This window comes from Campylobacter sp. CNRCH_2013_0898h (assembly GCF_025772965.1).
GTDB classification, from domain to species: domain Bacteria; phylum Campylobacterota; class Campylobacteria; order Campylobacterales; family Campylobacteraceae; genus Campylobacter_D; species Campylobacter_D lari_D.
In genome coordinates this window covers 60,312-83,713 of sequence record NZ_JAKMTD010000004.1, presented here as the reverse complement: position 1 = coordinate 83,713, position 23,402 = coordinate 60,312, and the positions used below count along the sequence as shown (strand labels likewise).

Genomic DNA, 23,402 nt, shown 5'->3' with positions numbered 1-23,402 from the left:
TTGCATTTATAAAACTTTTTTTGTGGTAAAATACATTTATTTTCTAAGGTAGAATTATGGAAGCTATTGATTTATTAAAAAAACATGATATTTCTATGACAACTTTACGAGTGGAAATCTTGCAAATTTTATCTCTTGCTAAAACCCCATTAAGTTATGATCAATTTAATCTCAAAGCAAATAAAACTAGCTTTTATAGAAATATGGAGCTTTTTGAAAAAAAGGGTATTGTTAATAAAAGTCAACTTGATCGCAAAAGTTTTTATGAATTAGCAGATCATGCTAAAGCACATTTTATATGCGATGTATGTCATGAGATTAGTGATGTAAAAATGCCTGAAATTAAAGGGATTATAAAAAGTGTTGTGATTAAAGGAATTTGCCAAAAATGTGAGAATGAATAATGAATTTATGGAATAAAAAAGCAAAAAGCTATGCAAGATATAGTTCTAGCTTAAACGAAATTCAAAAAGCTACTTTTGCAAAACTTGGATCTTTACAAGATAAAAGCGTGGTAGATATAGGCTGTGGGAGTGGTGTTTGGACTTTGCATTTAGCACAAAAAGCAAAAAGTATTTTGGGTGTAGATAGCTCTAGTGCTATGCTTGAAATTTTACAAGAAGATGCAAAAACTCATGCTATATCAAATATAAAAACTTTAAATTTAGACTTTGAAAACTTTTATAAAAACAATAACACGAAATTTGACTTAGCCTTTTTGAGTATGTCGCCTGCTTTACAAAATGAAAAAGACTATAAAGCTTTTTTAAGCTTAGCTTCTAAAAAAGTATATTTAGGCTGGGCGAGTAAGCGCAAAAGTAGCTTTTTAGATCCTATATTTGAGCATTTTAACACGCATTTTAAAGGTTTTTATGAAGAGGATTTGCAAAGTTTTTTAAATGCGCAAAATATTTCTTATGAGAGTGAAATTTTTAATGAAATTAGAGTAGTAAAAAGAGATAAAGATAGTGCGATAGAAAATGCTTTATGGCATTTGAGTATGAATGGCATTAATGCAAACAAACAAGAGTTAGAAAGCTTTGTAAAAGATGAGGTAGAAGAGATTATAGAAGCTAAGATAAAACTTTTGATTATTGATTAAATTTCAAGGCTAAATAACCTTGAAATTTAAAGTTTTTCCCGCCATAAATGGCACTACATCGCCGTATTTTTGCGCTATTTGCCATTTTTGTTTTTCTAAAGTGATGATTTTATCTTTTTCAAATTTAAGATTATGGATTTTACAAGCATTATCTGAAATAAATTTTTGTAAATTTGCTTCATTTGAGTGTTTTTCAAAAAGTTCAGCTAATACAGGTAAAATCACCGGTGCGCTAAATACGCCAGCCGCACAACCACAGCATTCTTTAGTATGCAAAGGATGAGGTGCGCTATCACTTCCAAGCATAGTCTTTTCATAGCCACTAAAAGCAAGCTCACATAAAGCGTCTTTATCTTCATAGCGTTTTGCAATAGGTTTGCAAAACAAATGTGGGTCCATCTTAGCACCTACTACATCATCAAGCGTTATCATTAAATGATGTAAAGTGATAGTTGCGTATAAATTTTCATAATCTTTTAATAAATCACACAAAACCTTAGTGGTAATATGTTCCATTACAATTTTTAATTTTGGAAAATTTTTAGTTAATTTTTCATAGATTTTAGCAAAATTTGCCTCTCTATCCATTACAAAATCATTTGTTTCTCCATGTACAAGTAAAGGCAGGCCAAGCTCACTCATAGCATTTAGTGTAGGTTTTAACTTTTCTATATCAAAGCTTGAAATTCCATTATCTGAATTTGTAGTTATGCCTGCAGGATAAAGTTTGATAGCAAAAATTTCATCTTTAGCTTTTTCTAAAAATTTCTCATCATAGTCTTTAAAAAATAAAGTCATCAAAGGCGTAAAATCTTCATTTTTGCATGCTTTTAAAATGCGTTCTTTGTAGGCTTTTAGTGTATTTATTTCAGTAAGCGGAGCGATTAAATTTGGCATGATAACTCCTGCTTTAAAGTCTTTTGCGCTAAATGGAGCTACAAGTTCAAGCATGCTTTCATCGCGTAAATGTAAATGCATATCCAAAGGGTTTTTAAGTGTCATTTTATCTCCTATTTGAGTTTATATAAGCCGTTTTTGAGCTTTTCAAGCAAAGCTTTCTCTTCTAAAAATTTAAAAGTAGAAATGATGGTTGGTTTGCTGATGTTTAACTTTTTAGAAAGTTCTTCGATATTTGCAAAGACAAAGCCATCTTCATTAGCATGAATGGCTAAAAATTCTAAAATTTCAAAGCGTTTTTTACCAAAGATTTTCACGCATAGTGTTTTTACTTTATCATCCATTCTCTAGCCATATTAAAAAGAATAAAACTCCAAGTAATTATAGCCAAAACAACGCTAAAAAACACCCCAGCGCTCGCACAATCTTTTGCTTTTTTAGCTAAGATGTGAAATTCACTCGTGTAAAGATCCACGCAAGCTTCTATAGCAGAATTTAATGCTTCTATAATTAAAATCAAAACTAATACTAAAATAAGCACAAAATGTTCTAAAAAACTCACAGGTAAAAAAAAGCTTACAAAAATCAAAGGTAAGATAATGGCAAATTCTATTCTAAAAGCCATTTCATCTTTAAGCAAGAATTTAATGCCACTAAAGGCATAACTTGCATTTTTAAATAAAGAATACTTTGGCTTCATTAAGGATTTTCCTTTAAATTTTTACTATATAAGTCATAGTTTTCTTCATATTCTTTAGTTTGGACATTAAAATATCCTAATAAACTTGAAAAAATATTATCTTGAGATAATTTATAATCTTTCTTTTTTTGTAATTCTTGGATTAAATTATTATCTTTGCTCCAAAGAATCATAGGAACATGAGTTTGTTCTTTTGGTGCTATGAAATAGGGCATTCCATGAAGGTAAATTCCATTTTCCCCTAAACTTTCTCCATGGTCTGATACATACAACAATGAAGCATTTTGTGAAGGACTTTGCTTTAGTAAGTCAATAAGACTTTTGATGATAAAATCTGTATAAAGTAAAGTATTGTCATAGGTATTAGTTAATTCTTCTTGCGAGCATTGTTGTAATTCATTTGTATCGCAAGTTGGCGTAAATTTTTTAAACTCATTTGGATAGCGCTTAAAATAAGCTGGTCCATGAGAACCTTGCAAATGAATGACTATGATTTTACTTGAAGATGGATTTTGTAATTGTTCTTTTACAAGCTCAAGTAAGCTCTCATCATAATCTTTTGAAATCAATTTATGTGCTATACGATCGCAGTTTCCTTTGCAACCTCCAGAATTATTTCCAAGCCAAACACTTTGAACTCCAACTCTTTGTAAAATATCTAAAGCATTTTCTTCATAAAGACTATTGTCAAAAGTAGCTCTTTTGTGTCTTGAAAATATACAAGGTAAACTTCTAGCAGTTGCTGTCCCACAAGAGCTTACATTGTCAAAATATATTAAATTAGGTTCGTTTTTGGTATAAAAATTAGTATCATTTTTGGTATAACCACCCAAAGAATAGTTATTTGCTCTAGCGGTTTCCCCTATGACTAAAATCATAGTTTTGTTTAAGTCTTTTTCCATTTTCGCATCTAAAGCTATCTTTTGAAGTTCTTTTTCTGGAATAACTTCTAATTTTATATATTTAATTGCTGAATAAATTTGATAAAAAGGAGTGTTATAAACTCTTACTTCATTATAAGTTCTTAAAAATGGTACAATACTTTTTGAAAAAATTCCAAGCAATCCAAAAGCAACAAATAAAGCAACAAATAAAGTACTAAATTTGATGATTAAATGTTTTTTGATATTGTGATATTCTATTTTAGTTTTTATAACTAAAAATGCTGGAATCACAAAAGTAAAAAATATATAAACAAAAATATTAAAATTAATCAGATCGCGTACTTCTTTTTGATCAGTTTGCATAGCATTTCTAATCATATCATGATCTATAATAACACCATAATTGATCATAAAATAACTACTAATTGAACTCACACCTATTAAAAAAATCATTAAAATCTTGCTAAGATAAGGCAAAAATAATAAAGCGAAAATTCCAACTAATAGTGCAAAATATATAATTATATATAAAATAATGGAAATATCATTATTATGAGGATGTAAATTTTCGTGAATATAAGAAAACAATTTCAGATTGATACTAGTTATATAAAAAGCACTCAAAATAATAAATTTAAGCCACGATATGTTAAAAAATTTCATGAAATCCTTTCAAAATTAAAGATTTAATTATAAATAAAAATGGTTAACTTAATATCTTTATGGTATGATTTTGCTTTTTGTAAGTTTAAGGATTAAATTATGAAATTATTATCATGGAATGTAAATGGCCTAAGGGCAATTTGTGATAAAAATGCACTTGATTGGATTGAAAAAGAAGAAATTGATTTTATAGGTTTTCAAGAAATCAAAGCACACGAGGATAAATTTCCAAAAAGAATTTATGAGTATCCTTTTAAACATATGTATTCAAATAGTGCCAAAAGAGCAGGGTATTCAGGTGTAATGAGCTTGTGTAATTTTGATTGTGAAGTCAAAAAATGTGAGTTTTTTGATGATGATGAGGGTAGAGTTTTAGAGCATAGCTTTAAAAATGTAGTTTTGTTTAATATTTACTTTCCAAATGGTCAAAAAGATGAAGAGCGTTTGAATTTTAAAATGAAATTTTATAATGACTTTTTAGTATATTTAGATAAACTTTTAAAAGAAGGTAAAGAAATTATCATCTGTGGAGATGTTAATACCGCACATCGTGAGATAGACTTAACCCACCCAAAAGCTAATGAAAAAACTTCAGGTTTTCTACCGATTGAGCGTGCTTGGATAGATGATTTATTAAAATTAGGTTTTATAGATACTTTTAGACATATAAATGGCGATGTTAAAGAAAAGTATTCGTGGTGGAGTTATAGAATGAAAGCAAGAGAAAGAAATGTAGGCTGGAGGATTGATTATTTTTTCATTTCTAATGGCTTAAAAGATAAACTTAAAAATGCTTTTATAAGAGATGATATTTTTGGCTCAGATCATGCTCCTGTAGGGATAGAAATCGATATTTAAGGTATTTTTTAATGCCTTAAATAATTATTAAGTAAAAATTGTTATAATTTCATCTTAAAACTGCAAAATGGCCCATTCGTCTAGCGGTTAGGACATCGCCCTTTCACGGCGGTAACACGAGTTCGAGTCTCGTATGGGTCACCACTTACTATTTTATATCCGCTTTTTTTGATAATCATTGTCATATTTTACAAAAAGTTACATTGTTCGATTTAAATATTTTTTATTTGTTTTATCTTATTTAAATTAAGTTTATTTTAAAATACTTATTATTAATATATTGAAAGTTATTATTAATAATTTGTAAATTTTTTACATTGACTTCACACTTGTTTTTTAAAATATACAAAAAGGAGGACAAAATGTATAGACCTAAAAGCAAAAATGAGTTAATGAATTTGGTGCATAATGAAAGAATTTCTCTAAGGGATATTGAAGTATCTTTGATTGATGATTTTTCTTATGTATTTTATTATTCTAAAAGATTGGATTTTTTAGGTATTGAACATTGGGATGTATCAAATGCTAAAGATATGTCTTATATGTTTTTTAATTGTGTTAATTTCAATCATTCTTTATTGCATTGGAAAACTTCAAATACTACCAGAATGGCACATTGTTTTGAAAACTGTCATGCGTATGAGCATAGTGTTGTGAATTGGGATGTGCAAAATGTAATTACTATGGCATATCTTTTTCACAATTGCAAAAATTTCCATCATGAGCTAGATGAGTGGAATATCCAAAAGGATTGTAATACTGAAAAAATGTTTGGAAATCGTGGTATTGATAAACTTTATGCAGTAAAAGGTATAGAGTTAGAATAAACAAAATTCACACAATTTTTGTGTGAATTTTTCTTTTGTCTTTTTAAGTTTTTCATCAAGTTTTTGTACTAAACTTATCTTCATAAAGCGTTATTTTTTAGCTTCTAGAGATTATTTTTTAGGAAAATTTACATGAAAATAAAATTTATTACAAAAAGAGATAAAAGTCAAGTTGCATTTGATATTTTTAAAATTAAAAATGCTATTTTTAGAGCCAATATAAACTCTACTGATAAAAAATTAGAAAATGATGAATTAGGTAGGCTTTGTGATGAGGTTGTAGCTTTGCTTGATGAAAATCATGCACAGGTAGAACAAATTCAAGATAAAGTTGAAGAGGTTTTAATAAAAAATGCTTTAATCAATACTGCAAAATCTTATATATTATACCGCCAAAAAAGAACACAAATCCGCAATGGTAGCTATGATTTGCTAAATTTGTATGATGATTTAACCTTCAAAGATTCCAAAGAAGCTGATTTAAAAAGAGAAAATGCCAATATCAACTCAGATAGTGCTATGGGTATGATGTTAAAATATGGTTCAGAAGGAGCAAAATACTATGTAGATGAGTGTATTTTACCAAAACATATCGCAAATGCACATAAAAATGGCGATATACATATACACGATAAAGACTTTTATATGCTAACACAAACTTGTTGTCAAATAGACTTGTTAAAGCTTTTTGAAAATGGTTTTAGCACTGGACATGGAAGTTTGCGTGAGCCAAATGATATCAGATCTTATGCTTCTTTAGCTTGCATTGCTTTACAGGCTAATCAAAATGAAATGCATGGGGGTCAATCTATACCAAATTTTGATTTTGCTATGGCAAAGGGTGTGGCAAAGACTTTTCAAAAAGAGTATAAAAAGGCTATAAATGCTTTTTTTGAAATAAAATTAGAACAAAACCTAGACGAGCAATGCTTTAAAAATGCTAATTTTCAAGTTTCAAGCGAAAAAGAATGCTTTAAAGAGCTTTTAAAGCTTGATTTAAATAGTGATGAGAATTTTTTAAAACAAGCAAATGCTTATGCTTACAAAAGAGCATTAAAGCAAACCCAAGATGCGACTTTTCAAGCTATGGAAGCTTTGGTGCATAATCTTAATACTATGAACTCAAGAGCAGGAGCTCAAGTGCCTTTTAGCACGCTAAATTATGGCACCGATACTTCTTTTGAAGGGCAAATGGTAATAGAAAATTTACTCAAAGCCACGATGAAAGGCTTAGGAAATGGTGAAACACCAATTTTTCCTGTGCAAATTTTTAAAGTAAAAGAAGGTATTAATTATAATGAAAAAGATCCAAACTACAAGCTTTTTAAACTCGCTATAGAATGTGCTTCTAAAAGACTTTTTCCAAATTTTAGCTTTTTAGATGCAAGCTTTAATGCAAAATACTATAAAAAAAATGATTATAATAGTGAAGTAGCTTATATGGGTTGTAGAACTAGGGTTATGGCAAATGTTTATGATGAGAGCAAAGAAATCACAAGTGGCAGGGGAAATTTAAGCTTTACAAGTATAAACCTTGTGCGTTTAGCCATAGAAGCCAAAGGAAATTTAGAGCTTTTTTACTCACTTTTAAAAGAAAAATTAGAGCTTGTGTATGAGCAATTACTTCATAGATATAAAATTCAAAGTCTAAAAAAGGTTAAAAATTTCCCATTTTTAATGGGCGAGGGAATTTGGATAGATTCAGATTCTTTAAAAGAAAATGATAGCGTAGAAAAAATCATAGCACACGGGACTTTAGCTATAGGTTATATAGGACTTTGTGAGAGTTTAATAGCTTTAGTAGGTTCTCATCATGGACAAAGTCAAGAAGCAAGGGATTTAGGTTTGCAAATCGTGCGTTTTATGCGTGAATTTGTCGATGAAAAAGCACTCAAAGATAAGCTTAATTTTTCACTCATAGCTACCCCGGCTGAAGGCTTAAGTGGAAGGTTTTTAAAGCTAGATCAAAAAAAATACGGCATTTTAAAAGGCATAACCGATAAAGATTTTTATACTAATTCTTTTCATATTCCTGTGGATTTTCCTATTAGTATATATGAAAAAATTCAAATAGAAGCCCCATATCATGAACTAAATAATGGTGGGCATATTACTTATGTAGAATTAAACGGCGATGTGAGTAAGAATTTAGAAAGTTTTGAACGCATTATAAAATGTATGAAAGAAAGCAATATAGGCTATGGCTCGATTAATTTCCCACTAGATAGAGATCCGGTATGTGGTTATAGTGGTGTGATAGATGAGTTTTGTCCAAAGTGCCATAGAAAAGAAGATGATATTAAATTTGAACGCATAAGAAGAATCACAGGTTATTTAGTAGGAACGCTTGATCGTTTTAATGACGCTAAAAAAGCTGAAGTTCATGCAAGAATTAAACACGATTTTTCTTAGATTAGCCGGTGTCATAAAAGAATCCATAGTCGATGGCTATGGTTTGCGTTATGTGATTTTTACTCAAGGCTGCCCTCATCATTGCAAAGGTTGTCATAATCCACAAACACATGATTTTAACAAAGGATATTTGCAAGATTTAGCAAGTTTGTATGATGATATTTGTAAAAATCCTTTGCTCCAAGGTGTTACTTTTAGTGGCGGGGAGCCTTTTATGCAAGCAAAAAATTTAAGTATTCTAGCAAAACACATTAAGGCTTTAGGGCTTGATCTTACTATATATACAGGTTTTACTTATGAAGAGCTATTACAAGAGCAAGCTATGAAAGAATTACTTATCTTAGCTGATGTTTTGATAGATGGGAAGTTTATTTTAGAGCAAAAAGACTTATCTTTAAAATTTAAAGGTAGTAAAAACCAACGCATTATTGATGTAGCAAAAAGCTTAGAGCAAGGCAAAGTAATACTTTTTGAAAAATAAAGACTCATTTAGTCTTTTTTAACTTAACTATGTTAGAATGCTATAAAATTTAAAAAAGGAGAACAATATGTTTGAATTAAGAAAACTACCTTATGAAGCAGACGCTTTTGGAGACTTTTTGAGTGCAGAAACTTTTGCATTTCATCATGGCAAACACCATCAAACTTATGTAAATAACCTAAACAATCTTATTAAAGATACTGAATTTGCAGGAAAAGATTTAGTTTATATCATACAAAACTCAAATGGCGGAGTTTTTAACAACGCTGCTCAAGTGTATAACCATGACTTTTATTTTGACTGCATTAAGCCAAAAGCATGCTGTGGCTGTGGCTGTTCTTTAAGTGATGAGTTTAAAGCAGCGGTTGAAAAAGACTTTGGTTCTATGGAAAATTTAAAAGAAGAATTCATCAAAGGAGCTACAGGAGTATTTGGTTCTGGTTGGTTTTGGCTAGTTTATAACACTCAAAATCAAAAATTAGAATTAGTAGCTACAAGCAATGCTGCTACACCTATCACTGAAGGTAAGGTTCCACTTTTAGTAGTTGATGTGTGGGAGCATGCTTACTATGTAGATCACCGTAATGCGCGCCCTGCGTATTTAGATAAATTCTACGCACACATTAACTGGGAATTTGTAGTAAAAGCTTATGAATGGGCTATCAAAGAAGGTATGAATTCAGTAAGCTTTTATGCAAATGAACTTCATCCTATAAAATAAGAAAAAAGTCTCTTATTTTTAAGAGGCTTTTTTTAATCAAAGCTAAATTATCTTAAGAATAACAACAATAAAAATATCCTAATTTACACAAATAATTAACAAAAGCACTATCATATTTAAAAAATATTAATAATTATTTTTTATCATTACAAAAAATTTTAATAAATCAAGGAGTTTTAATGTCTTATTCTATGGGGGGGGGTATGCGAAAATAATCCCACTTTAAAATCATCTTATTCAAACAATAATCTTTCTTTTGTTAAAAAAACTTTCTTATCTTTAGCGACTATATCTTTTTTGGCAACCTGTGCTAATGCTAGTATAGTAACTATAAATGATCAAAATTCTAATAGTAGTGTTAAAAACACTAAAACCAAACAAGTAAAAAATTCAAAAAATATTAGCGGTGGTGGCTGTACTGATAGTACTTGTACTATTAATAGTAGTCAAAATGGTCCGGTTACCATAGGTTCTGGTGGAACCTTGGTGATTGAAGAAGGTGGTAGTATTACATCTGATTCTAGTAACTTTGGTGTACAAATTAACAACAATGCTTCTACTAGTGCAACCATAGATAACAAAGGTACTATTAGTGGTGGCAATGGTATTAATATTGGACAAAATTCTAGTATTGATAGTATAAAAAACTCTGGTAGTATAACAGGTACTGCTTGGAATGGTATTGATCTTCAAACTGGCTCTAGTGTCGGTACAATAGAAAATACTGGAACTATAATTGGTGGCAATCAAGATGGTATACAATTAAAAGATAACTCCAAAGTAGACGCTATTATTAATAAAGGGTATATTAATAAAATTGGCGTAAGCGGGACTATTACTCATTTAGATAATCAAGGAAAAATTGAAGGTATAGGTAGTTATGGCGCAATAACTTTAAGTTCAAGTGCAAAAATAGAAACTTTAACTAATTCCGGAACTATTAGTGGAGCTAGAGGTGTATTTTTATGGAAAGGAGATATTGGAACTATAAACAATTCTGGTAATATAATTTCTACGGAGACTGATATTGGGGGTGCAGGAATTAAGCTAGAAGGTGGTGGTAAAATAGAAAATATCACCAATACTGGCACCATAAAAGCAGAAAACGATGGAATTTCTGTATCTTATGGTTCTTTTGGAACCTTAAATATTAAAGATGGTGGTGTAATAGATGCTAGAAATTATGGCATATTTGTAAATCAATGGCAAAAATTAGGAGATTTATATGTTGATAATGCTAGCATTTATGGAGGAGAAAGTGGTGTTTTCTTAGGTACAGGTTCTACTACAAGTGATATATCTATAAAAAATGGTGGCATGATATATGGTGGTAGTTATGGGATGTATTTTGATCACGCATATTTAAATCAAAACACAACTATAGCTGGAGAAAATTCTGCAATACATGGTGGAATTGCTGGAATTTATTTAAGCAGAGGATCTGCTTTAAAAGGAACTATAGAGGTTAAAGAGAAAGGTATGATCTCAGGTGGTGAGAATGGATTTGGTATTATAAATGCTGATAGTGCTAATATAGGCGGATCTATTTTAATCAGTAGTGGCGGTGTGGTTACTGGTATTTTAAATAAAGATAATGCTAAGATTACCGGAACTATAAAAGTGGATGGAGAAGGCTCTTCTATAGTAGGTGGTATAATAAATCAAGATAATGGTAAAATAGAGGGGTTTATAGAGGTTAATAATAAAGGACAGATAGATAGCATCATCAATGCTGGAAGTGGAGAGATTAGTGGTAGTGTAAAAGTAGATAATCACTCTAAAGTTGAGAATATTATCAATGGTGCTTTGGCAAGTTCTTTTTATAATAATGGAGTTTCTACTGGTAAAATTTCAGGAGATGTTAGCGTTGATAATGAGAGTATAGTTGGAAGCATCATCAATGCTGGGCAAGGAGAGATTACTGGTGGTATTAAAGTTGATAATAGTAGTGAAGTTACTAATATTTCTAATTCTGGTAATGGGCTTATTAGCAGTGATGTTAGCGTTGATAATGGCTCAAAAGTAGGTAATATCATTAATGATGATTATGGAAAAATAACAGGGGATGTATCTATAGGTAAAGATTCTTCTGTAGATAAGATTATCAATAGCGGTCATGGTAGTATAGGTGGAAATATTATAAACAATGGTAATTTAGGCTCAATTAACAATAGTGGTTCTATCAGCGGTTCTATTGAGAATAACAACGGTGATTTAGAAATCAAAAATGATGGAGATTTGGGAGGTTCTATCACTGTAGGTAGTGGCGGTGGTAATACTTCTATTTCAAATGGTTCCAATGGTAATATCGGCGGTGGTATAGTTAATAATGGTAATAATGATGTTAATATAGATAACCAAGGTACAGTTAAACCTGATAGCAATGGTAATCACATTACTAATAATGGTAATGGTAATGTAAATGTAGGAGATTGGATAGTAAAACCAAATGAAGATGGTAGCTTTGATGGAGCTATTAATGTAGGTGGAAATGGAAGTGGCTCTACAAATATAGACAATATCACAGTAGATACTTCAGATCCAAATTTTGATGCAAGTAAACCTATTAATCCTGACAATATAGTTAATAATACTGGTAGTGGTGGTAACATAGGAGTAGGTAATGTTGGTTCAAACAATGATTTATTAAATCTAGTATATGATCCTATAACAGGACAATATAAAACCTTAGCAGATGTAAGTGCTGGTGTGGGTTCTGTTATGGCTCAAACAATAATTAACACTTATATGATGAGATCATTCTTTCTTGATACTGTTTTAGATGATGCATCAAGAATGGCTTACAAACATGCAAGAATACACAATAATCATAAAACAAATAAAAACTTAGTAGGCTTTGATGCAGATGAGCATTATCACGGCTTTGTATTGCCTTATTTTTCATCTAATAGCATTAAGCTTTTAGGAACAAATGATTATTCTAAAGGAAATACTAAAGGTGTAGTAGCAGGTTTTCATACCTTAAAAGATATAGGTATGCTAGGAGCTTATGTAGGAACCGAAGAAGCTAATATGGATACTAAAGATTACTTTTCTTTAAAAATGCAAACAGTGTATGCTGGTTTGAAGTATTCTAATATTTTATTAGAAGATGAGATAAAAGAAGCCTTTTTTAAATTCCATACCAAAGCAGCATATACCAAAAATGATGTGCAAAAATTTGTTGATAAAGGAAAAAGAGAGGCTAATGGTAATACAGATACCTATGGTTATGGAGCAAGTATTGGAACTGGTATGAATTTTTATTTAGATGGGGCAGATAATATAATTACTCCTGAGGTGTCTTTAAACTATGAAGGTGGTTTCACAAAAGCTTTCAGCATGCATGGAGATGGAGCATTAAATCATGAAAGATATTATAAGAGTGAATTAAATCTCTTTTCAAGTACAGCATCTCTTAAATGGCTTAATAAATGGCATCCACAAATTAGCACTTCATTTGAAGCAGGTGCAAGAATTAATTTTAATCCTGAAGTAGAATCAAGAGTAAATTTTGCAAACTTAAAAGCAAGCGAAACCTTAGATTTGCCAAGAACTTATCAATATGCAAGTGCGTCTTTGATTTTTTCTTTGGCAGAAGATTTAGAAATGTCATTTAATTATAATGGAACTTTTGCAAATAATTCTCATTCGCATACGGGATTTTTACAGTTTGACTTTATATTTTAATAATGATTAACTAAGCCTTTTAAGGCTTAGTGTTTAATTAATTGCCCAGAGTTTGCTTAAAACAGATTATAAAATGACAAAATAAAAATTTAAAAAAGCACAATTGGTACAATAAAGTTAAGAATGTGCCAATGTTGAATATAAAAACTATAAAAGTTTTTAGTATTATAAATAATTTAAAAACAATAAACTCCTTATTAAATACACTCTATCACATTAAGCTTATTTTTAAGCTCAATGTGATTTATTAGCAAACTCTAGGGAGTTAATTACTCTAAAACAACCCCTTCATTTAGCACAACTTCGCCTATTACATAAGCATCTGAGTTCTCTAAAACTTTTCCTACATTAGATGGATCTACCACCATAACTAAGCCCACACCCATGTTAAAGCTTCTATACATTTCAGCTTCTTCTACGCTTTGGCCTATTTGATAAAAAATTTCAGGAGTTTTTAGATGATGTTTTCTAATAATAGCACCTATTCCTCTTGGGAAAACTCTAGGTAAATTCTCTACCAAACCACCACCTGTTATATGAGCTAGTGCATTGATGAAGGGTTTTAATTTTAAAAAGTCTTTTACATAAATTCTTGTAGGTTCAAGTAAAATATCGATTAAATTTTTACCATCTATTTTATCATCAAATTTAAGCTTTTGTGCTTCAAATAATACTTTTCTAGCTAAAGAATATCCATTAGAATGAAGCCCACTACTAGGCAAAGCTAGTAAAATATCTCCATTTTTTACAAAATTTCTTCTATCTATTTCATCTTTTTCAGCCATGCCCACTGAAAAACCTGCTAAGTCAAAGTCATTGTTATGATACATTCCAGGCATTTCAGCAGTTTCTCCGCCTATTAAGGCACAATTTGCTTTTTTACAACCATTAGTAATCCCTGCTACAACCTTTTTAGCTACTTCTACATCTAGCTTTGCACTTGCATAATAGTCTAGAAAAAACAAAGGCGTAGCAAAATTGCAAATTAAATCATTCACGCACATTGCTACTAAATCTTCGCCTATTGTGTCAAATTTTTGACTATCAATAGCAAGACGCAACTTTGTGCCTACCCCATCTGTTGCTGCTAGCATAACAGGATTTTTAAAACCACTTGGCATGGCAAAAGCACCTGAAAAAGAACCTATGCCACCTAAAACATTTTCATTAAAAGTTTCTTTTACTAAAGGCTTGATTGCTTCTACAAAAGTATTACCATTATCTATACTTACGCCCGCATCTTCATAGCTTATATTCATTTATCTTCCTTTAAGAATTTAAAAGGTATTTTAACTAAAAATATTTTAAGGTTAAATTATGCAAAATGCTTATTTTGTGACTTCAAGTATAGCAGGTGGAAAGTCAAGCTTTATAAAAATAGTTCAAAATTTGGGTTTTGATACTTTAAGTGCAGATGTGATAGCTCATGAGCTTTTAAATGAAAATGCTAATTCCATAGCTAAACTTTTTGATAATAATGATTTAATCATAGCAGGAAAAATAGATAGAAAAAAGCTTGGTGTTATTGTATTTAATGATTTAAACGCCAAAAAAAAGTTAGAAGGTTTTTTACATCCTAAAATCAAAGAAGAAATTTTACAAAAAGCACTAATTTTAGATAAAAAAAATAAGGCTTTTTTTATAGAATTACCTTTATTTTTTGAAAATAATCATTATCAAGATCTAGGAAAAAGTATATTGATTTATGCTCCAAAAGAAATTTTATTAAAAAGATTAATACAAAGAGATAATTTAGATGAAAATGAAGCCTTAAAAAGAATTAATTTGCAACTTGATATAGAAGAAAAACTAAAAAAAGCAGATTTTGTGATAAAAAATATTTCAAGTTATGAAAAATTTGAAGAAAATGTGCTAAATTTTTTAAAACATACTTTAAAGGTTAAAAATGAAATTTTATAAATATTGTGCAAGCGGAAATGATTTTGTAGTATTTGCAGATGGTGAAAAAAAAGATCGTAGCGAGTTAGCTAGAATTCTTTGTAATCGTTATGAAGGCATAGGTGCTGATGGGCTTATAGTAGTTGTGCCTCATGATAGATATGATTTTGAATGGGAATTTTATAATTGCGATGGTAGTAAAGCAAATATGTGTGGTAATGGATCGCGTGCAGCAGCTCATTTTGCTCATCATTATCTAAAAAAATCACAATATTTAAATTTTTTAACCGGAGCAGGACTTATAAAATCATTTGTTGATGATGACATGGTAGAGATTAAATTAAGTGGAGTGAAGGATATTAAAGAAGCTTTTAAACATAAAGATAGAATTTGGCAAGGATGTAATACAGGTGTGCCACATATGGTGACTTTTGTTGATGATTTAAATGAATTTGATGTAAATTTATGCAAAGAAGTGCGTAAAAAATATAATGCAAATGTTAATTTTGCTAAAATAGAAAATGAAGAATTTATAAGAGTTAGAACCTATGAACGCGGGGTAGAAGATGAGACTTTAGCTTGTGGTACAGGTATGGGAGCTTGTTTTTATCTTGCTTATTTAAATCAAAAAGTTAAAGATGATATTTTAGTAAAGCCAAAAAGCAAAGAAAATTTATATTTTAGATTAGAGGATGATCAAATATTTTTCAGAGGAAAGGTAAAGTGCTGTTTTGAAGCTGATTATAATTTTACTTAGTAGTTTTTTATTTTTAAAAGCTGAATTTATAGCAGGTTTTGATAAATATTATTATGCTTTAAGTATAAAAGAAAAGCGTGAAATTTTTATCAAAAAAATCAATGCTTTGTTAGATGTTTCTTTCAAAGAAATTGAAAATGAAAAAGAATTTATAGATATTTTTTTTGAGGAAGCTTTAAAGAGTAATTTTAGAAAACTAAATTCTAATGCTGTGCAAAAACTATGGTTTTTAAAAGAAAAATATCGCGTTAAAAATTTATACGATCACAAGGAATACCAACTGCGTATCCAAAAAGTTCCAAAATCTTTAGCCATAGCTCAAGCAATTATTGAAAGCGCAACTGGTACAAGTCGTTTTGCTAAAGAAGCAAATAATTTATTTGGAGAATGGACTTGGGGCGAGAAAGGTTTGATTCCAAAAGAAAGAAGTGAAGGTAAAACTCATAAAATTCGTATATTTGATACCTTGCAAGAAAGTGTGGATTCATACTTGCTAAATTTAAATCGTCATGATGCTTATAAGGAATTTAGAGCTTGGCGGTGGGATGCTATAAGTGAAAATAAAAAACTTGATGGTAAAGAAGCGGCAAGTCATTTGGAAAAATATTCAGAGATTAAAAGTAATTATACCAAGCTTATTATTTCTATCATAAATCAACATAAGCTTGATGAGTTAGATTAATTTCCTAAAGCCCACTCATCAAAAGGTAAAATCATCACACGCACCCCTTCTATGAAAAACTCATCTCTTTGTGAAAGCGTGATGATATAAATAGTTGAAAGTGCGAGTTGGTTTTTACTAAGTATTTTTTTGACTTTTAAACTAAGTAAATCTTTATCTTTAAAGGGCGAGCATAAAAATGCATTTTTAAGACTTGGTAAGTAAAAATCAAAATGCTTAGTATAAAAAATTTCTTGTTTAAATTTAAATAACTCGCTTAAAATCAAATTTTCAAACAAAGCACTAAAGTCTTTTTGTATACTTAGAGAATTTTTTAGTGAAAAGTCCCAAAAATATACTTTTTTTAAATTTTTTTCAAGATTTTTTACAAAATACAAAGTGTAGTTTGATTCTAGTTTTTCTATGCTTTTATATAAGGTATCTTTGGAAATTTTTATACTATTTTTTAGAGTTTTTAATAGTTCATTAACGCTAAATTCATTCCCAAGTTCTAAGGCGATTTGTTTGAGTATGGTAAGCTCTAATGGGGTATAAAAGCTTTTTAGGTATGATGAGTTTGTGTTAAAGTTGTGATTTAAAATCACATTGCGCCCTGTGTGTAAAAAATAACTTACCATGGTTTTGGTATCAGCATATTTTTTATTTAGGCTTAAAAATTCTTCAAAATCTAAATAGTCTAAATGAAGTTCTTCAAACTGATCTAAGCAAAAATTACTATCACAAACGCTTAGTATGATTTGCAAGTTAAGATGTTTTAAACTAGCAAAGTCAAAATCATGAGCAAAGTTGCAAAGTGCTAAAAATTTAATTTGTGGATTATAAGTTAAAAACGAATTTAGATTTATTAAAGCACTTGCTTGAAATTTTAAATCATCACAATCAATAAAAAGTATATTTTCACTTTTGTACAAAGATAAAAAATTTAAAATTAAATTTTTCTTACCACTTGCAAAACCACCTTTTATAATGATGTTTTTATGGGTTTGAATTTGAATTTTTCTTTCATCAAATTTTTGAAATTTTGGGTAATTATCGTAAAAAAATTGTAGTGATTTCATAAATTTCTTTGTAATTAATGGTGGAGCATAGCGGGTTCGAACCGCTGACCCCAACGCTGCCAGCGTTGTGCTCTCCCAGCTGAGCTAATGCCCCTTTAGATGTTTGAAATCATACTATATTTTTTCTTAGATTTTCTTAATGTATAAAAAATCTTGTAAATTTTATAAAATTTAATTTTTATCCTTTTTAAAAGGAAAATAATTAAAAAAAATGTATAAATTTCTTGACATAGCAAAGGCTCTTTTTATATAATCTCAACATCATTTTATATGGTGGTTAGATTCTTATGGGTCTAACGAGTTCTTTACAAAGGAAAAAATATGGAAAGAATCAGGCTTAAGCTAAAAGCTTATGACCACAGAGTTCTAGATCGCACAGTTGCAGCAATTGTAGAAGCTGTTAAAAGAACAGGTGCTGACATCAGAGGTCCAGTGCCAATGCCTACAAAAATCAAAAGATACACAGTTTTGAAATCTCCACACATCAATAAAGATTCACGCGAACAATTTGAGATGAGAATTCATGCTCGTATGCTTGATATTGTAGCAGCTACTCCAGATACAGTAGATTCACTCACTAAGCTTGACTTGGCTCCAGAGGTCAATGTTGAAGTAAGAGCTATGGGTAAATAAGGATAGAATATGGAATACATTGTAGAAAAAATTGGTATGAGTAGAACAATCAGCACACCAAGCATTCCTGTAACCTTACTTAAACTTGTTCAAACTAAAGTATGTGAAGTAGAAAATGGAAAAGCTTTGGTTGCTTATGTAAAAGGCAAAGCAAATAATAAATGCATTGCGGGTCAGCAAAAAAAATACAATCTTTCAGCTGAATATAATAGATTTGCTTCTTTAGAAGTAGCAAACACAGAAGCAGGTGATATTGATCTTAATCCTTTAAAAGAAGCTTCTATCTTAAAAGTAAGCTTTAATTCTAAAGGTAGAGGTTATAGTGGGGTTGTTAAAAGACACGGATTTGCCGGAGGTCCTGCAAGTCACGGTTCAAGATTCCACAGACGCCACGGATCAATCGGTAACCGCGAATGGCCAGGTCGTGTTCAACCAGGTATGAAAATGGCAGGTCATTATGGTAATGTAAAAGTTACTGTTAAAAATGAAGTAGTTTCATTTGATGAAGAAAATGGCATCTTAGTAGTAAAAGGTGCGGTACCAGGATTTAATGGTGCTATGGGTAAAATAAGGATTGCAAAATGAGTAAAGTAACTGTTTTAAATGATAAATTTGAAAAAGCTAGTGAACTCGATCTTCCAGCAAAATATGCAGAAGTTAATCCTCACAACCTTTATTTATATGTAAAATCTTATCTTGCTAGCCTTAGAGCAAACACAGCTCATACTAAAGGTAGAAGCGATGTAAGCGGTGGTGGTAAAAAACCATGGAGACAAAAAGGTCGTGGTGGTGCAAGAGCAGGTTCAACAAGAACGAATGTTTGGGTTGGTGGTGCTGTAGCATTTGGCCCTACAAACAATCGTAATTATTTCCAAAAAGTTAATAAAAAACAAAAACGCTTAGCGCTTGAAAGAGCATTGGCTGATAAAGCACAAAACAATGCATTATTCTCAGTAGATAGTTTAAGCATTGAAAGCGGTAAAACAAAAGATGCAAATGCAGTTATTAAAAAGCTTGGTTTAAAAGATGCTTTAATTGTAAAAGATTTACTAGATGAAAAAACACTTCTTGCTTTTAGAAACTTAGCAAATTGCTATGTAGTTGATATTAGCGAAGTAAATGCTTATTTAGTATCTGTATTTAATGCTGTTATCATTGAAAAAGCAGCGCTTGAATCTATCGTAAAAGAGGGTTAAAATGGCAGATATTACTGATATAAAAACAATACTTTACACTGAAAAAAGCTTAAACCTTCAAGAGCAAGGTGTTGTAGTTATTCAAACTTCTCCAAAAATGACTAAAAATGGTTTAAAAGAAGTTTTAAGAGAATATTTTGGTGTAACTCCAGTAAGAATTAATTCTTTAAAAATGGATGGAAAAGTAAAGCGTTTTAGAGGTCGTGAAGGTCAAAGAAATAGCTTTAAAAAATTCTATGTTAAGCTACCAGAAGGTGTGAGCTTAGAAAGTTCGGAGGGATAAGATGGCAATTAAAACTTATAAACCATATACTCCAAGTAGAAGATACATCACAGGTGTAAGCTCTGATGATATCACAGCAAAAGCTAGTGTGCGTTCATTACTTGTAAAACTTCCAGCTCATGCAGGTCGTAACAATAATGGTAGAATCACAAGCCGTCATAAAGAAGCAGGTGCTAAAAAACTTTACAGAATTATAGATTTTAAAAGAAGAAAATTTGGTATTGAAGGTAAAGTTGAAGCAATCGAGTATGATCCATACAGAAATTGTCGTATTGCATTAATCTCTTATAGAGATGGTGAAAAAAGATATATCTTACAACCAAAAGGTTTAAGCGTTGGTGATGTTATTTGCGCTGCTGAAAGTGGACTTGACATTAAACCAGGTAATGCTATGAAATTAAGAAACATCCCAGTGGGTACTATCGTACACAATATCGAGTTAAAACCGGGCAAAGGCGGACAAATGATCCGTTCAGCGGGTGCTTATGCTCAATTAATGGGTAAAGAAGAAAAATATGTTATCTTAAGACTTGCAAGCGGTGAAATGAGACAAGTTTTAGCTGAATGTATGGCAAGTATCGGTGAAGTTGGTAATGAAGAATGGTCAAATGTGACTATCGGTAAAGCAGGAAGAAACCGCCATAGAGGTATTCGTCCTCAAACAAGAGGTTCTGCGATGAACCCAGTTGATCACCCGCACGGTGGGGGTGAAGGTAAGAAAAATTCAGGCCGTCATCCAGTTACTCCATGGGGTAAACCAACTAAAGGTGCTAAAACTCGCCGTAAAAAAGCTAGCGATAAGCTAATAATTTCAAGAAGAAAAGGAAAGTAAGATGGCTAGGTCACTAAAAAAAGGTCCTTTTGTTGATGACCATGTAATGAAAAAAGTCATCGCTGCTAAAAAAGCTAACGATGGTAAGCCAATTAAAACTTGGTCAAGACGCAGCACTATTATACCTGATATGATAGGTTTAACTTTTAATGTTCATAATGGAAAAAGCTTTATCCCAGTATATATTACTGAAAATCATATCGGTTACAAATTAGGTGAATTTGCACCTACTAGAACATTTAAGGGTCATAAAGGCTCTGTTCAGAAAAAAATAGGTAAGTAAGGGAGATTTATGAGTAGAGCGTTAATTAAATTCATAAGATTATCTCCAACTAAAGCGAGATTGATTGCTAGAGAAGTTCAAGGTATGAATGCAGAGCTTGCATTAGCTAGTTTGAAATTTATGCCAAATAAAGGTGCTAAATTTATAGCAAATGCTATTTCAAGTGCTGTAGCAAATAGCGGATTTGAAGCAAATGAAGTTGTTGTTTCAAGTTGTCGTGTTGATGCTGGTGCGGTTTTAAAAAGATTTAGACCAAGAGCTAGAGGAAGTGCTAGTCGTATTAGAAAGCCAACTTCACACATTTTGGTAGAAGTTAGTAAAGTAGAAGCAAGTGCTGAAAAAACTACAAAAGCTAAAAAAGCATCAGTGAAAAAGGAAAGCTAATATGGGACAAAAAGTAAATCCGATTGGTTTAAGACTAGGAATTAATAGAAATTGGGAATCAAGATGGTTTCCTACAAAAGCTAATTTAGCAGAAAATATTGGTGAAGATTATAAAATCAGAACATTTTTAAAAAGAAAACTTTATTATGCAGGAATTAGCCAAATTCTTGTAGAAAGAACAGCGAAAAAATTAAGAGTAACTGTTGTAGCTGCAAGACCAGGGATTATTATTGGTAAAAAAGGTAGTGATGTTGATATTTTAAGAAAAGAACTTCAAGATTTAATCAAAAAAGAAGTTAATATCAATATCAAAGAAGAAAGAAAAGCAGGTGCTTCAGCTCAGCTTGCAGCTGAAAGTGTTGCTACTCAACTTGAAAAAAGAATTGCTTTTAGAAGAGCAATGAAAAAAGTAATTCAAGGAGCGCAAAAAGCAGGTGCTAAAGGGATTAAAGTTTCAGTTTCAGGCCGTTTAGGTGGTGCTGAAATGGCAAGAACTGAATGGTACCTAGAAGGTCGTGTTCCACTTCACACTTTAAGAGCAAAAATCGATTACGGTTTTGCAGAAGCACATACTACTTATGGAAATATAGGTATTAAAGTATGGATCTTCAAAGGTGAAGTTTTACAAAAGGGTGTTCAACCTGAAAAAACCGAAGAAAACGCTCCAGCTAAAAAAACTAGAAGAGCAAGAAGAGGTAAATAATCATGTTAATGCCAAAAAGAACAAAATATCGTAAAATGATGAAAGGGCGTAACAGAGGTTATGCCAACAGAGGGACTGAATTTACTTTTGGTGATTTTGCCCTAAAAGCAACTGAAGCTGGCCGTATCAATTCACGCCAAATCGAAGCAGCTCGTATTGCTTTAACTCGTTTTGTAAAAAGACAAGGTAAAACTTGGATTAGAGTTTTCCCAGATAAACCTCTAACTAAAAAACCTTTAGAAACTCGTATGGGTAAAGGTAAAGGTGCAGTTGAGGAATGGGTAATGAACATTAAACCAGGTCGTATTATTTATGAAATGGCAGGGGTTAATGAAGAAATGGCAAGACAAGCTTTAACTTTAGCGATGCATAAATTGCCATTTAAAACTAAGTTTGTTACAAGAGAGAGCCAAAATGAAATATACTGAGATTAAAGATAAAACAGCAGGTGAGCTTGCAACAATGCTAAAAGAAAAAAAGGTGCTTTTATTTACTTTAAGACAAAAGCTAAAAACAATGCAGCTAACTAATCCTAAAGAGATTAGCGAAGTTAAAAAAGACATCGCTAGAATCAATACTGCAATTAGCGCTTTAAAATAAGGATAGAAAATGGCATTTAAAAGAGAAATTCAAGGCGTTGTTGTTCAAATTGCTGGAGATAAAACAGCAACAATTTTGGTTGAAAGAAAAGTGGTTCACCCAAAATACAGAAAAATCGTAAAACGCTTTAAAAAATATTTAATTCATGATGAAAGAAATGAACTTAAAGTGGGAAATACTGTAGTTGCTATTGAATGTAGACCACTTTCTAAGAGAAAATCATTTCGCTTAAAAACTATAGTATCAGCAGGAGTTGAGTAATGATTCAAAGTTTTACTAGGCTTGCAGTTGCTGATAATAGCGGTGCAAAAGAATTAATGTGTATTAAGGTTTTAGGTGGTAGCAAAAGAAGATACGCTACTGTTGGTGATGTAATCGTTGCATCTGTAAAAAAAGCTCTACCAAATGGTAAAGTTAAAAAAGGTCAAGTAGTAAAAGCAGTTATCGTTAGAACTAAAAAAGAAATTCATAGAGACAATGGTTCTTTAATTCGTTTTGATGAAAATGCAGCAGTTATTCTTGATGCTAAAAGAGAGCCTATCGGAACGCGTATTTTTGGACCAGTAGGTCGTGAAGTAAGATATGGTGGCTTTATGAAAATTGTTTCACTAGCACCGGAGGTGTTGTAATGAAATTAAAAATTAAAAAGAATGATATGGTAAAAGTTATCGCAGGCGATGACAAAGGCAAAACAGGCAAAGTTTTAGCAGTATTTCCTAAAACAAATAAAGTAATTGTTGAGGGTTGTAAAATCGCTAAAAAAGCTGTTAAGCCAAGTGATAAAAATCCAAATGGCGGTTTTATCAATAAAGAAATGCCAATGGATATTTCAAATGTAGCAAAGGCAGGAGAATAAG

At 31.0% G+C, this 23,402-nt stretch carries 30 protein-coding genes and 2 tRNA genes; 25 read left to right on the top strand and 7 right to left on the bottom strand.

The genetic code is table 11. From position 1 onward, the window contains the following. Window positions 1-56: 56 nt before the first annotated feature. Both L8X50_RS03380 and L8X50_RS03375 read left to right on the top strand, forming a co-directional pair. Window positions 57-404: a Fur family transcriptional regulator gene (locus tag L8X50_RS03380; RefSeq protein WP_220566989.1), complete on the top strand. Its 348-nt coding sequence runs from the start codon at window positions 57-59 to the stop codon at window positions 402-404. After that, the gene (locus L8X50_RS03375; RefSeq protein ID WP_263660396.1) at window positions 404-1,102 is read left to right on the top strand and encodes a class I SAM-dependent methyltransferase; all 699 of its coding nucleotides are present in this window, start codon (window positions 404-406) and stop codon (window positions 1,100-1,102) included. Before L8X50_RS03380 ends, L8X50_RS03375 begins: the two co-directional genes overlap by 1 nt. Before the next feature lie 9 nt (window positions 1,103-1,111). Here the strand turns inward: L8X50_RS03375 and pyrC are convergent, their stop codons facing one another. Genes pyrC through L8X50_RS03355 form a run of 4 tightly spaced genes read right to left on the bottom strand, consistent with a single transcriptional unit; the run spans window position 1,112 to window position 4,246 of the window. After that, window positions 1,112-2,104: a dihydroorotase gene (gene pyrC, locus L8X50_RS03370; protein ID WP_263660395.1), complete on the bottom strand. Its 993-nt coding sequence runs from the start codon at window positions 2,102-2,104 to the stop codon at window positions 1,112-1,114. Between the two features lie 8 nt (window positions 2,105-2,112). After that, window positions 2,113-2,343, bottom strand: coding sequence for a helix-turn-helix domain-containing protein (locus L8X50_RS03365; protein ID WP_263660394.1), 231 nt, complete (start codon window positions 2,341-2,343; stop codon window positions 2,113-2,115). Continuing rightward, complete coding sequence (locus L8X50_RS03360; RefSeq protein WP_263660393.1) at window positions 2,328-2,699, bottom strand: diacylglycerol kinase; 372 nt, start codon at window positions 2,697-2,699, stop codon at window positions 2,328-2,330. Before L8X50_RS03360 ends, L8X50_RS03365 begins: the two co-directional genes overlap by 16 nt. Beyond that, complete coding sequence (locus L8X50_RS03355) at window positions 2,699-4,246, bottom strand: phosphoethanolamine transferase (protein WP_263660392.1); 1,548 nt, start codon at window positions 4,244-4,246, stop codon at window positions 2,699-2,701. The genes L8X50_RS03360 and L8X50_RS03355 overlap by 1 nt, the downstream gene beginning before the upstream one ends. Window positions 4,247-4,345: 99 nt before the next feature. Between L8X50_RS03355 and L8X50_RS03350 the strand changes: the two genes are divergently transcribed. The 7 genes from L8X50_RS03350 to L8X50_RS03320 all read left to right on the top strand — a co-directional run bounded on the left by L8X50_RS03350 (window position 4,346) and on the right by L8X50_RS03320 (window position 13,235). Further along, a complete protein-coding gene (locus L8X50_RS03350) occupies window positions 4,346-5,104 on the top strand; it encodes an exodeoxyribonuclease III (RefSeq protein ID WP_039617114.1) in 759 nt (252 codons plus the stop codon). 69 nt (window positions 5,105-5,173) lie between these two features. Further along, window positions 5,174-5,248, top strand: a tRNA-Glu gene (locus tag L8X50_RS03345). A gap of 218 nt (window positions 5,249-5,466) precedes the next feature. Beyond that, entirely contained in the window at window positions 5,467-5,931 is a 465-nt protein-coding gene (locus tag L8X50_RS03340) for a BspA family leucine-rich repeat surface protein (RefSeq protein WP_263660391.1), read from the top strand. A gap of 132 nt (window positions 5,932-6,063) precedes the next feature. Beyond that, window positions 6,064-8,343, top strand: a complete 2,280-nt coding sequence (locus L8X50_RS03335) for an anaerobic ribonucleoside triphosphate reductase (protein ID WP_263660390.1) — start codon at window positions 6,064-6,066, stop codon at window positions 8,341-8,343. Further along, a complete protein-coding gene (gene nrdG, locus L8X50_RS03330) occupies window positions 8,315-8,824 on the top strand; it encodes an anaerobic ribonucleoside-triphosphate reductase activating protein (protein ID WP_165955263.1) in 510 nt (169 codons plus the stop codon). Before L8X50_RS03335 ends, nrdG begins: the two co-directional genes overlap by 29 nt. Window positions 8,825-8,891: 67 nt before the next feature. After that, the gene (gene sodB, locus L8X50_RS03325) at window positions 8,892-9,545 is read left to right on the top strand and encodes a superoxide dismutase [Fe] (RefSeq protein ID WP_263660389.1); all 654 of its coding nucleotides are present in this window, start codon (window positions 8,892-8,894) and stop codon (window positions 9,543-9,545) included. Between the two features lie 297 nt (window positions 9,546-9,842). Then, the gene (locus L8X50_RS03320; protein ID WP_263660388.1) at window positions 9,843-13,235 is read left to right on the top strand and encodes an autotransporter outer membrane beta-barrel domain-containing protein; all 3,393 of its coding nucleotides are present in this window, start codon (window positions 9,843-9,845) and stop codon (window positions 13,233-13,235) included. 269 nt (window positions 13,236-13,504) lie between these two features. On the opposite strand, the gene purM is transcribed toward L8X50_RS03320, so the two are convergent. Beyond that, window positions 13,505-14,494, bottom strand: coding sequence for a phosphoribosylformylglycinamidine cyclo-ligase (gene purM / locus L8X50_RS03315; protein WP_263660387.1), 990 nt, complete (start codon window positions 14,492-14,494; stop codon window positions 13,505-13,507). A gap of 58 nt (window positions 14,495-14,552) precedes the next feature. Here purM and coaE point away from each other — a divergent pair, with 58 nt between their 5' ends. From coaE to L8X50_RS03300, 3 genes are read left to right on the top strand one after another with little or no spacing between them, the layout of a single operon-like run. Next, window positions 14,553-15,155: a dephospho-CoA kinase gene (coaE, locus tag L8X50_RS03310; RefSeq protein WP_263660386.1), complete on the top strand. Its 603-nt coding sequence runs from the start codon at window positions 14,553-14,555 to the stop codon at window positions 15,153-15,155. Further along, entirely contained in the window at window positions 15,142-15,891 is a 750-nt protein-coding gene (dapF, locus tag L8X50_RS03305) for a diaminopimelate epimerase (protein ID WP_133319131.1), read from the top strand. Before coaE ends, dapF begins: the two co-directional genes overlap by 14 nt. Then, window positions 15,866-16,573, top strand: coding sequence for a glucosaminidase domain-containing protein (locus tag L8X50_RS03300; protein ID WP_263660385.1), 708 nt, complete (start codon window positions 15,866-15,868; stop codon window positions 16,571-16,573). The genes dapF and L8X50_RS03300 overlap by 26 nt, the downstream gene beginning before the upstream one ends. Here L8X50_RS03300 and L8X50_RS03295 read toward each other — a convergent pair. Then, window positions 16,570-17,631, bottom strand: a complete 1,062-nt coding sequence (locus L8X50_RS03295; protein ID WP_263660384.1) for an ATP-binding protein — start codon at window positions 17,629-17,631, stop codon at window positions 16,570-16,572. The two genes, L8X50_RS03300 and L8X50_RS03295, sit on opposite strands and share 4 nt — an antisense overlap. 18 nt (window positions 17,632-17,649) lie before the next feature. Continuing rightward, window positions 17,650-17,725 (bottom strand) — tRNA-Ala (locus L8X50_RS03290). A gap of 227 nt (window positions 17,726-17,952) precedes the next feature. On the opposite strand from L8X50_RS03290, the gene rpsJ reads away from it, so the two are divergent. Genes rpsJ through rplX form a run of 13 tightly spaced genes read left to right on the top strand, consistent with a single transcriptional unit; the run spans window position 17,953 to window position 23,401 of the window. Beyond that, entirely contained in the window at window positions 17,953-18,264 is a 312-nt protein-coding gene (gene rpsJ / locus L8X50_RS03285; protein WP_012660810.1) for a 30S ribosomal protein S10, read from the top strand. Between the two features lie 9 nt (window positions 18,265-18,273). Next, window positions 18,274-18,849, top strand: coding sequence for a 50S ribosomal protein L3 (rplC, locus tag L8X50_RS03280; RefSeq protein WP_012660811.1), 576 nt, complete (start codon window positions 18,274-18,276; stop codon window positions 18,847-18,849). After that, window positions 18,846-19,460 (top strand): 50S ribosomal protein L4, encoded by a 615-nt coding sequence (rplD, locus tag L8X50_RS03275; protein ID WP_039617137.1) that lies wholly within the window; start codon window positions 18,846-18,848, stop codon window positions 19,458-19,460. The genes rplC and rplD overlap by 4 nt, the downstream gene beginning before the upstream one ends. Window position 19,461: 1 nt before the next feature. Continuing rightward, on the top strand, window positions 19,462-19,743 hold the full coding sequence (locus L8X50_RS03270; RefSeq protein ID WP_263660383.1) for a 50S ribosomal protein L23: 282 nt from the start codon (window positions 19,462-19,464) through the stop codon (window positions 19,741-19,743). A 1-nt stretch (window position 19,744) separates the two neighbouring features. Beyond that, window positions 19,745-20,575 (top strand): 50S ribosomal protein L2, encoded by an 831-nt coding sequence (rplB, locus tag L8X50_RS03265; RefSeq protein ID WP_039625087.1) that lies wholly within the window; start codon window positions 19,745-19,747, stop codon window positions 20,573-20,575. A gap of 1 nt (window position 20,576) precedes the next feature. Continuing rightward, complete coding sequence (rpsS, locus tag L8X50_RS03260; protein ID WP_039664929.1) at window positions 20,577-20,858, top strand: 30S ribosomal protein S19; 282 nt, start codon at window positions 20,577-20,579, stop codon at window positions 20,856-20,858. 9 nt (window positions 20,859-20,867) lie between these two features. After that, window positions 20,868-21,242 carry a 50S ribosomal protein L22 gene (gene rplV / locus L8X50_RS03255; RefSeq protein WP_263660382.1) on the top strand — a complete coding sequence of 125 codons (375 nt, stop codon included), beginning with the start codon at window positions 20,868-20,870 and terminating at the stop codon, window positions 21,240-21,242. A 1-nt stretch (window position 21,243) separates the two neighbouring features. Further along, entirely contained in the window at window positions 21,244-21,945 is a 702-nt protein-coding gene (rpsC, locus tag L8X50_RS03250; protein WP_039617145.1) for a 30S ribosomal protein S3, read from the top strand. A gap of 2 nt (window positions 21,946-21,947) precedes the next feature. Then, on the top strand, window positions 21,948-22,373 hold the full coding sequence (gene rplP / locus L8X50_RS03245; protein ID WP_012660818.1) for a 50S ribosomal protein L16: 426 nt from the start codon (window positions 21,948-21,950) through the stop codon (window positions 22,371-22,373). Further along, window positions 22,360-22,545: a 50S ribosomal protein L29 gene (gene rpmC / locus L8X50_RS03240; RefSeq protein WP_012660819.1), complete on the top strand. Its 186-nt coding sequence runs from the start codon at window positions 22,360-22,362 to the stop codon at window positions 22,543-22,545. The genes rplP and rpmC overlap by 14 nt, the downstream gene beginning before the upstream one ends. Window positions 22,546-22,554: 9 nt before the next feature. Continuing rightward, window positions 22,555-22,806, top strand: coding sequence for a 30S ribosomal protein S17 (gene rpsQ, locus L8X50_RS03235; protein ID WP_039617148.1), 252 nt, complete (start codon window positions 22,555-22,557; stop codon window positions 22,804-22,806). Next, window positions 22,806-23,174 carry a 50S ribosomal protein L14 gene (gene rplN / locus L8X50_RS03230; RefSeq protein ID WP_012660821.1) on the top strand — a complete coding sequence of 123 codons (369 nt, stop codon included), beginning with the start codon at window positions 22,806-22,808 and terminating at the stop codon, window positions 23,172-23,174. The genes rpsQ and rplN overlap by 1 nt, the downstream gene beginning before the upstream one ends. Continuing rightward, on the top strand, window positions 23,174-23,401 hold the full coding sequence (gene rplX, locus L8X50_RS03225; RefSeq protein ID WP_012660822.1) for a 50S ribosomal protein L24: 228 nt from the start codon (window positions 23,174-23,176) through the stop codon (window positions 23,399-23,401). Before rplN ends, rplX begins: the two co-directional genes overlap by 1 nt. The last annotated feature ends 1 nt before the right edge of the window (window position 23,402 follow it).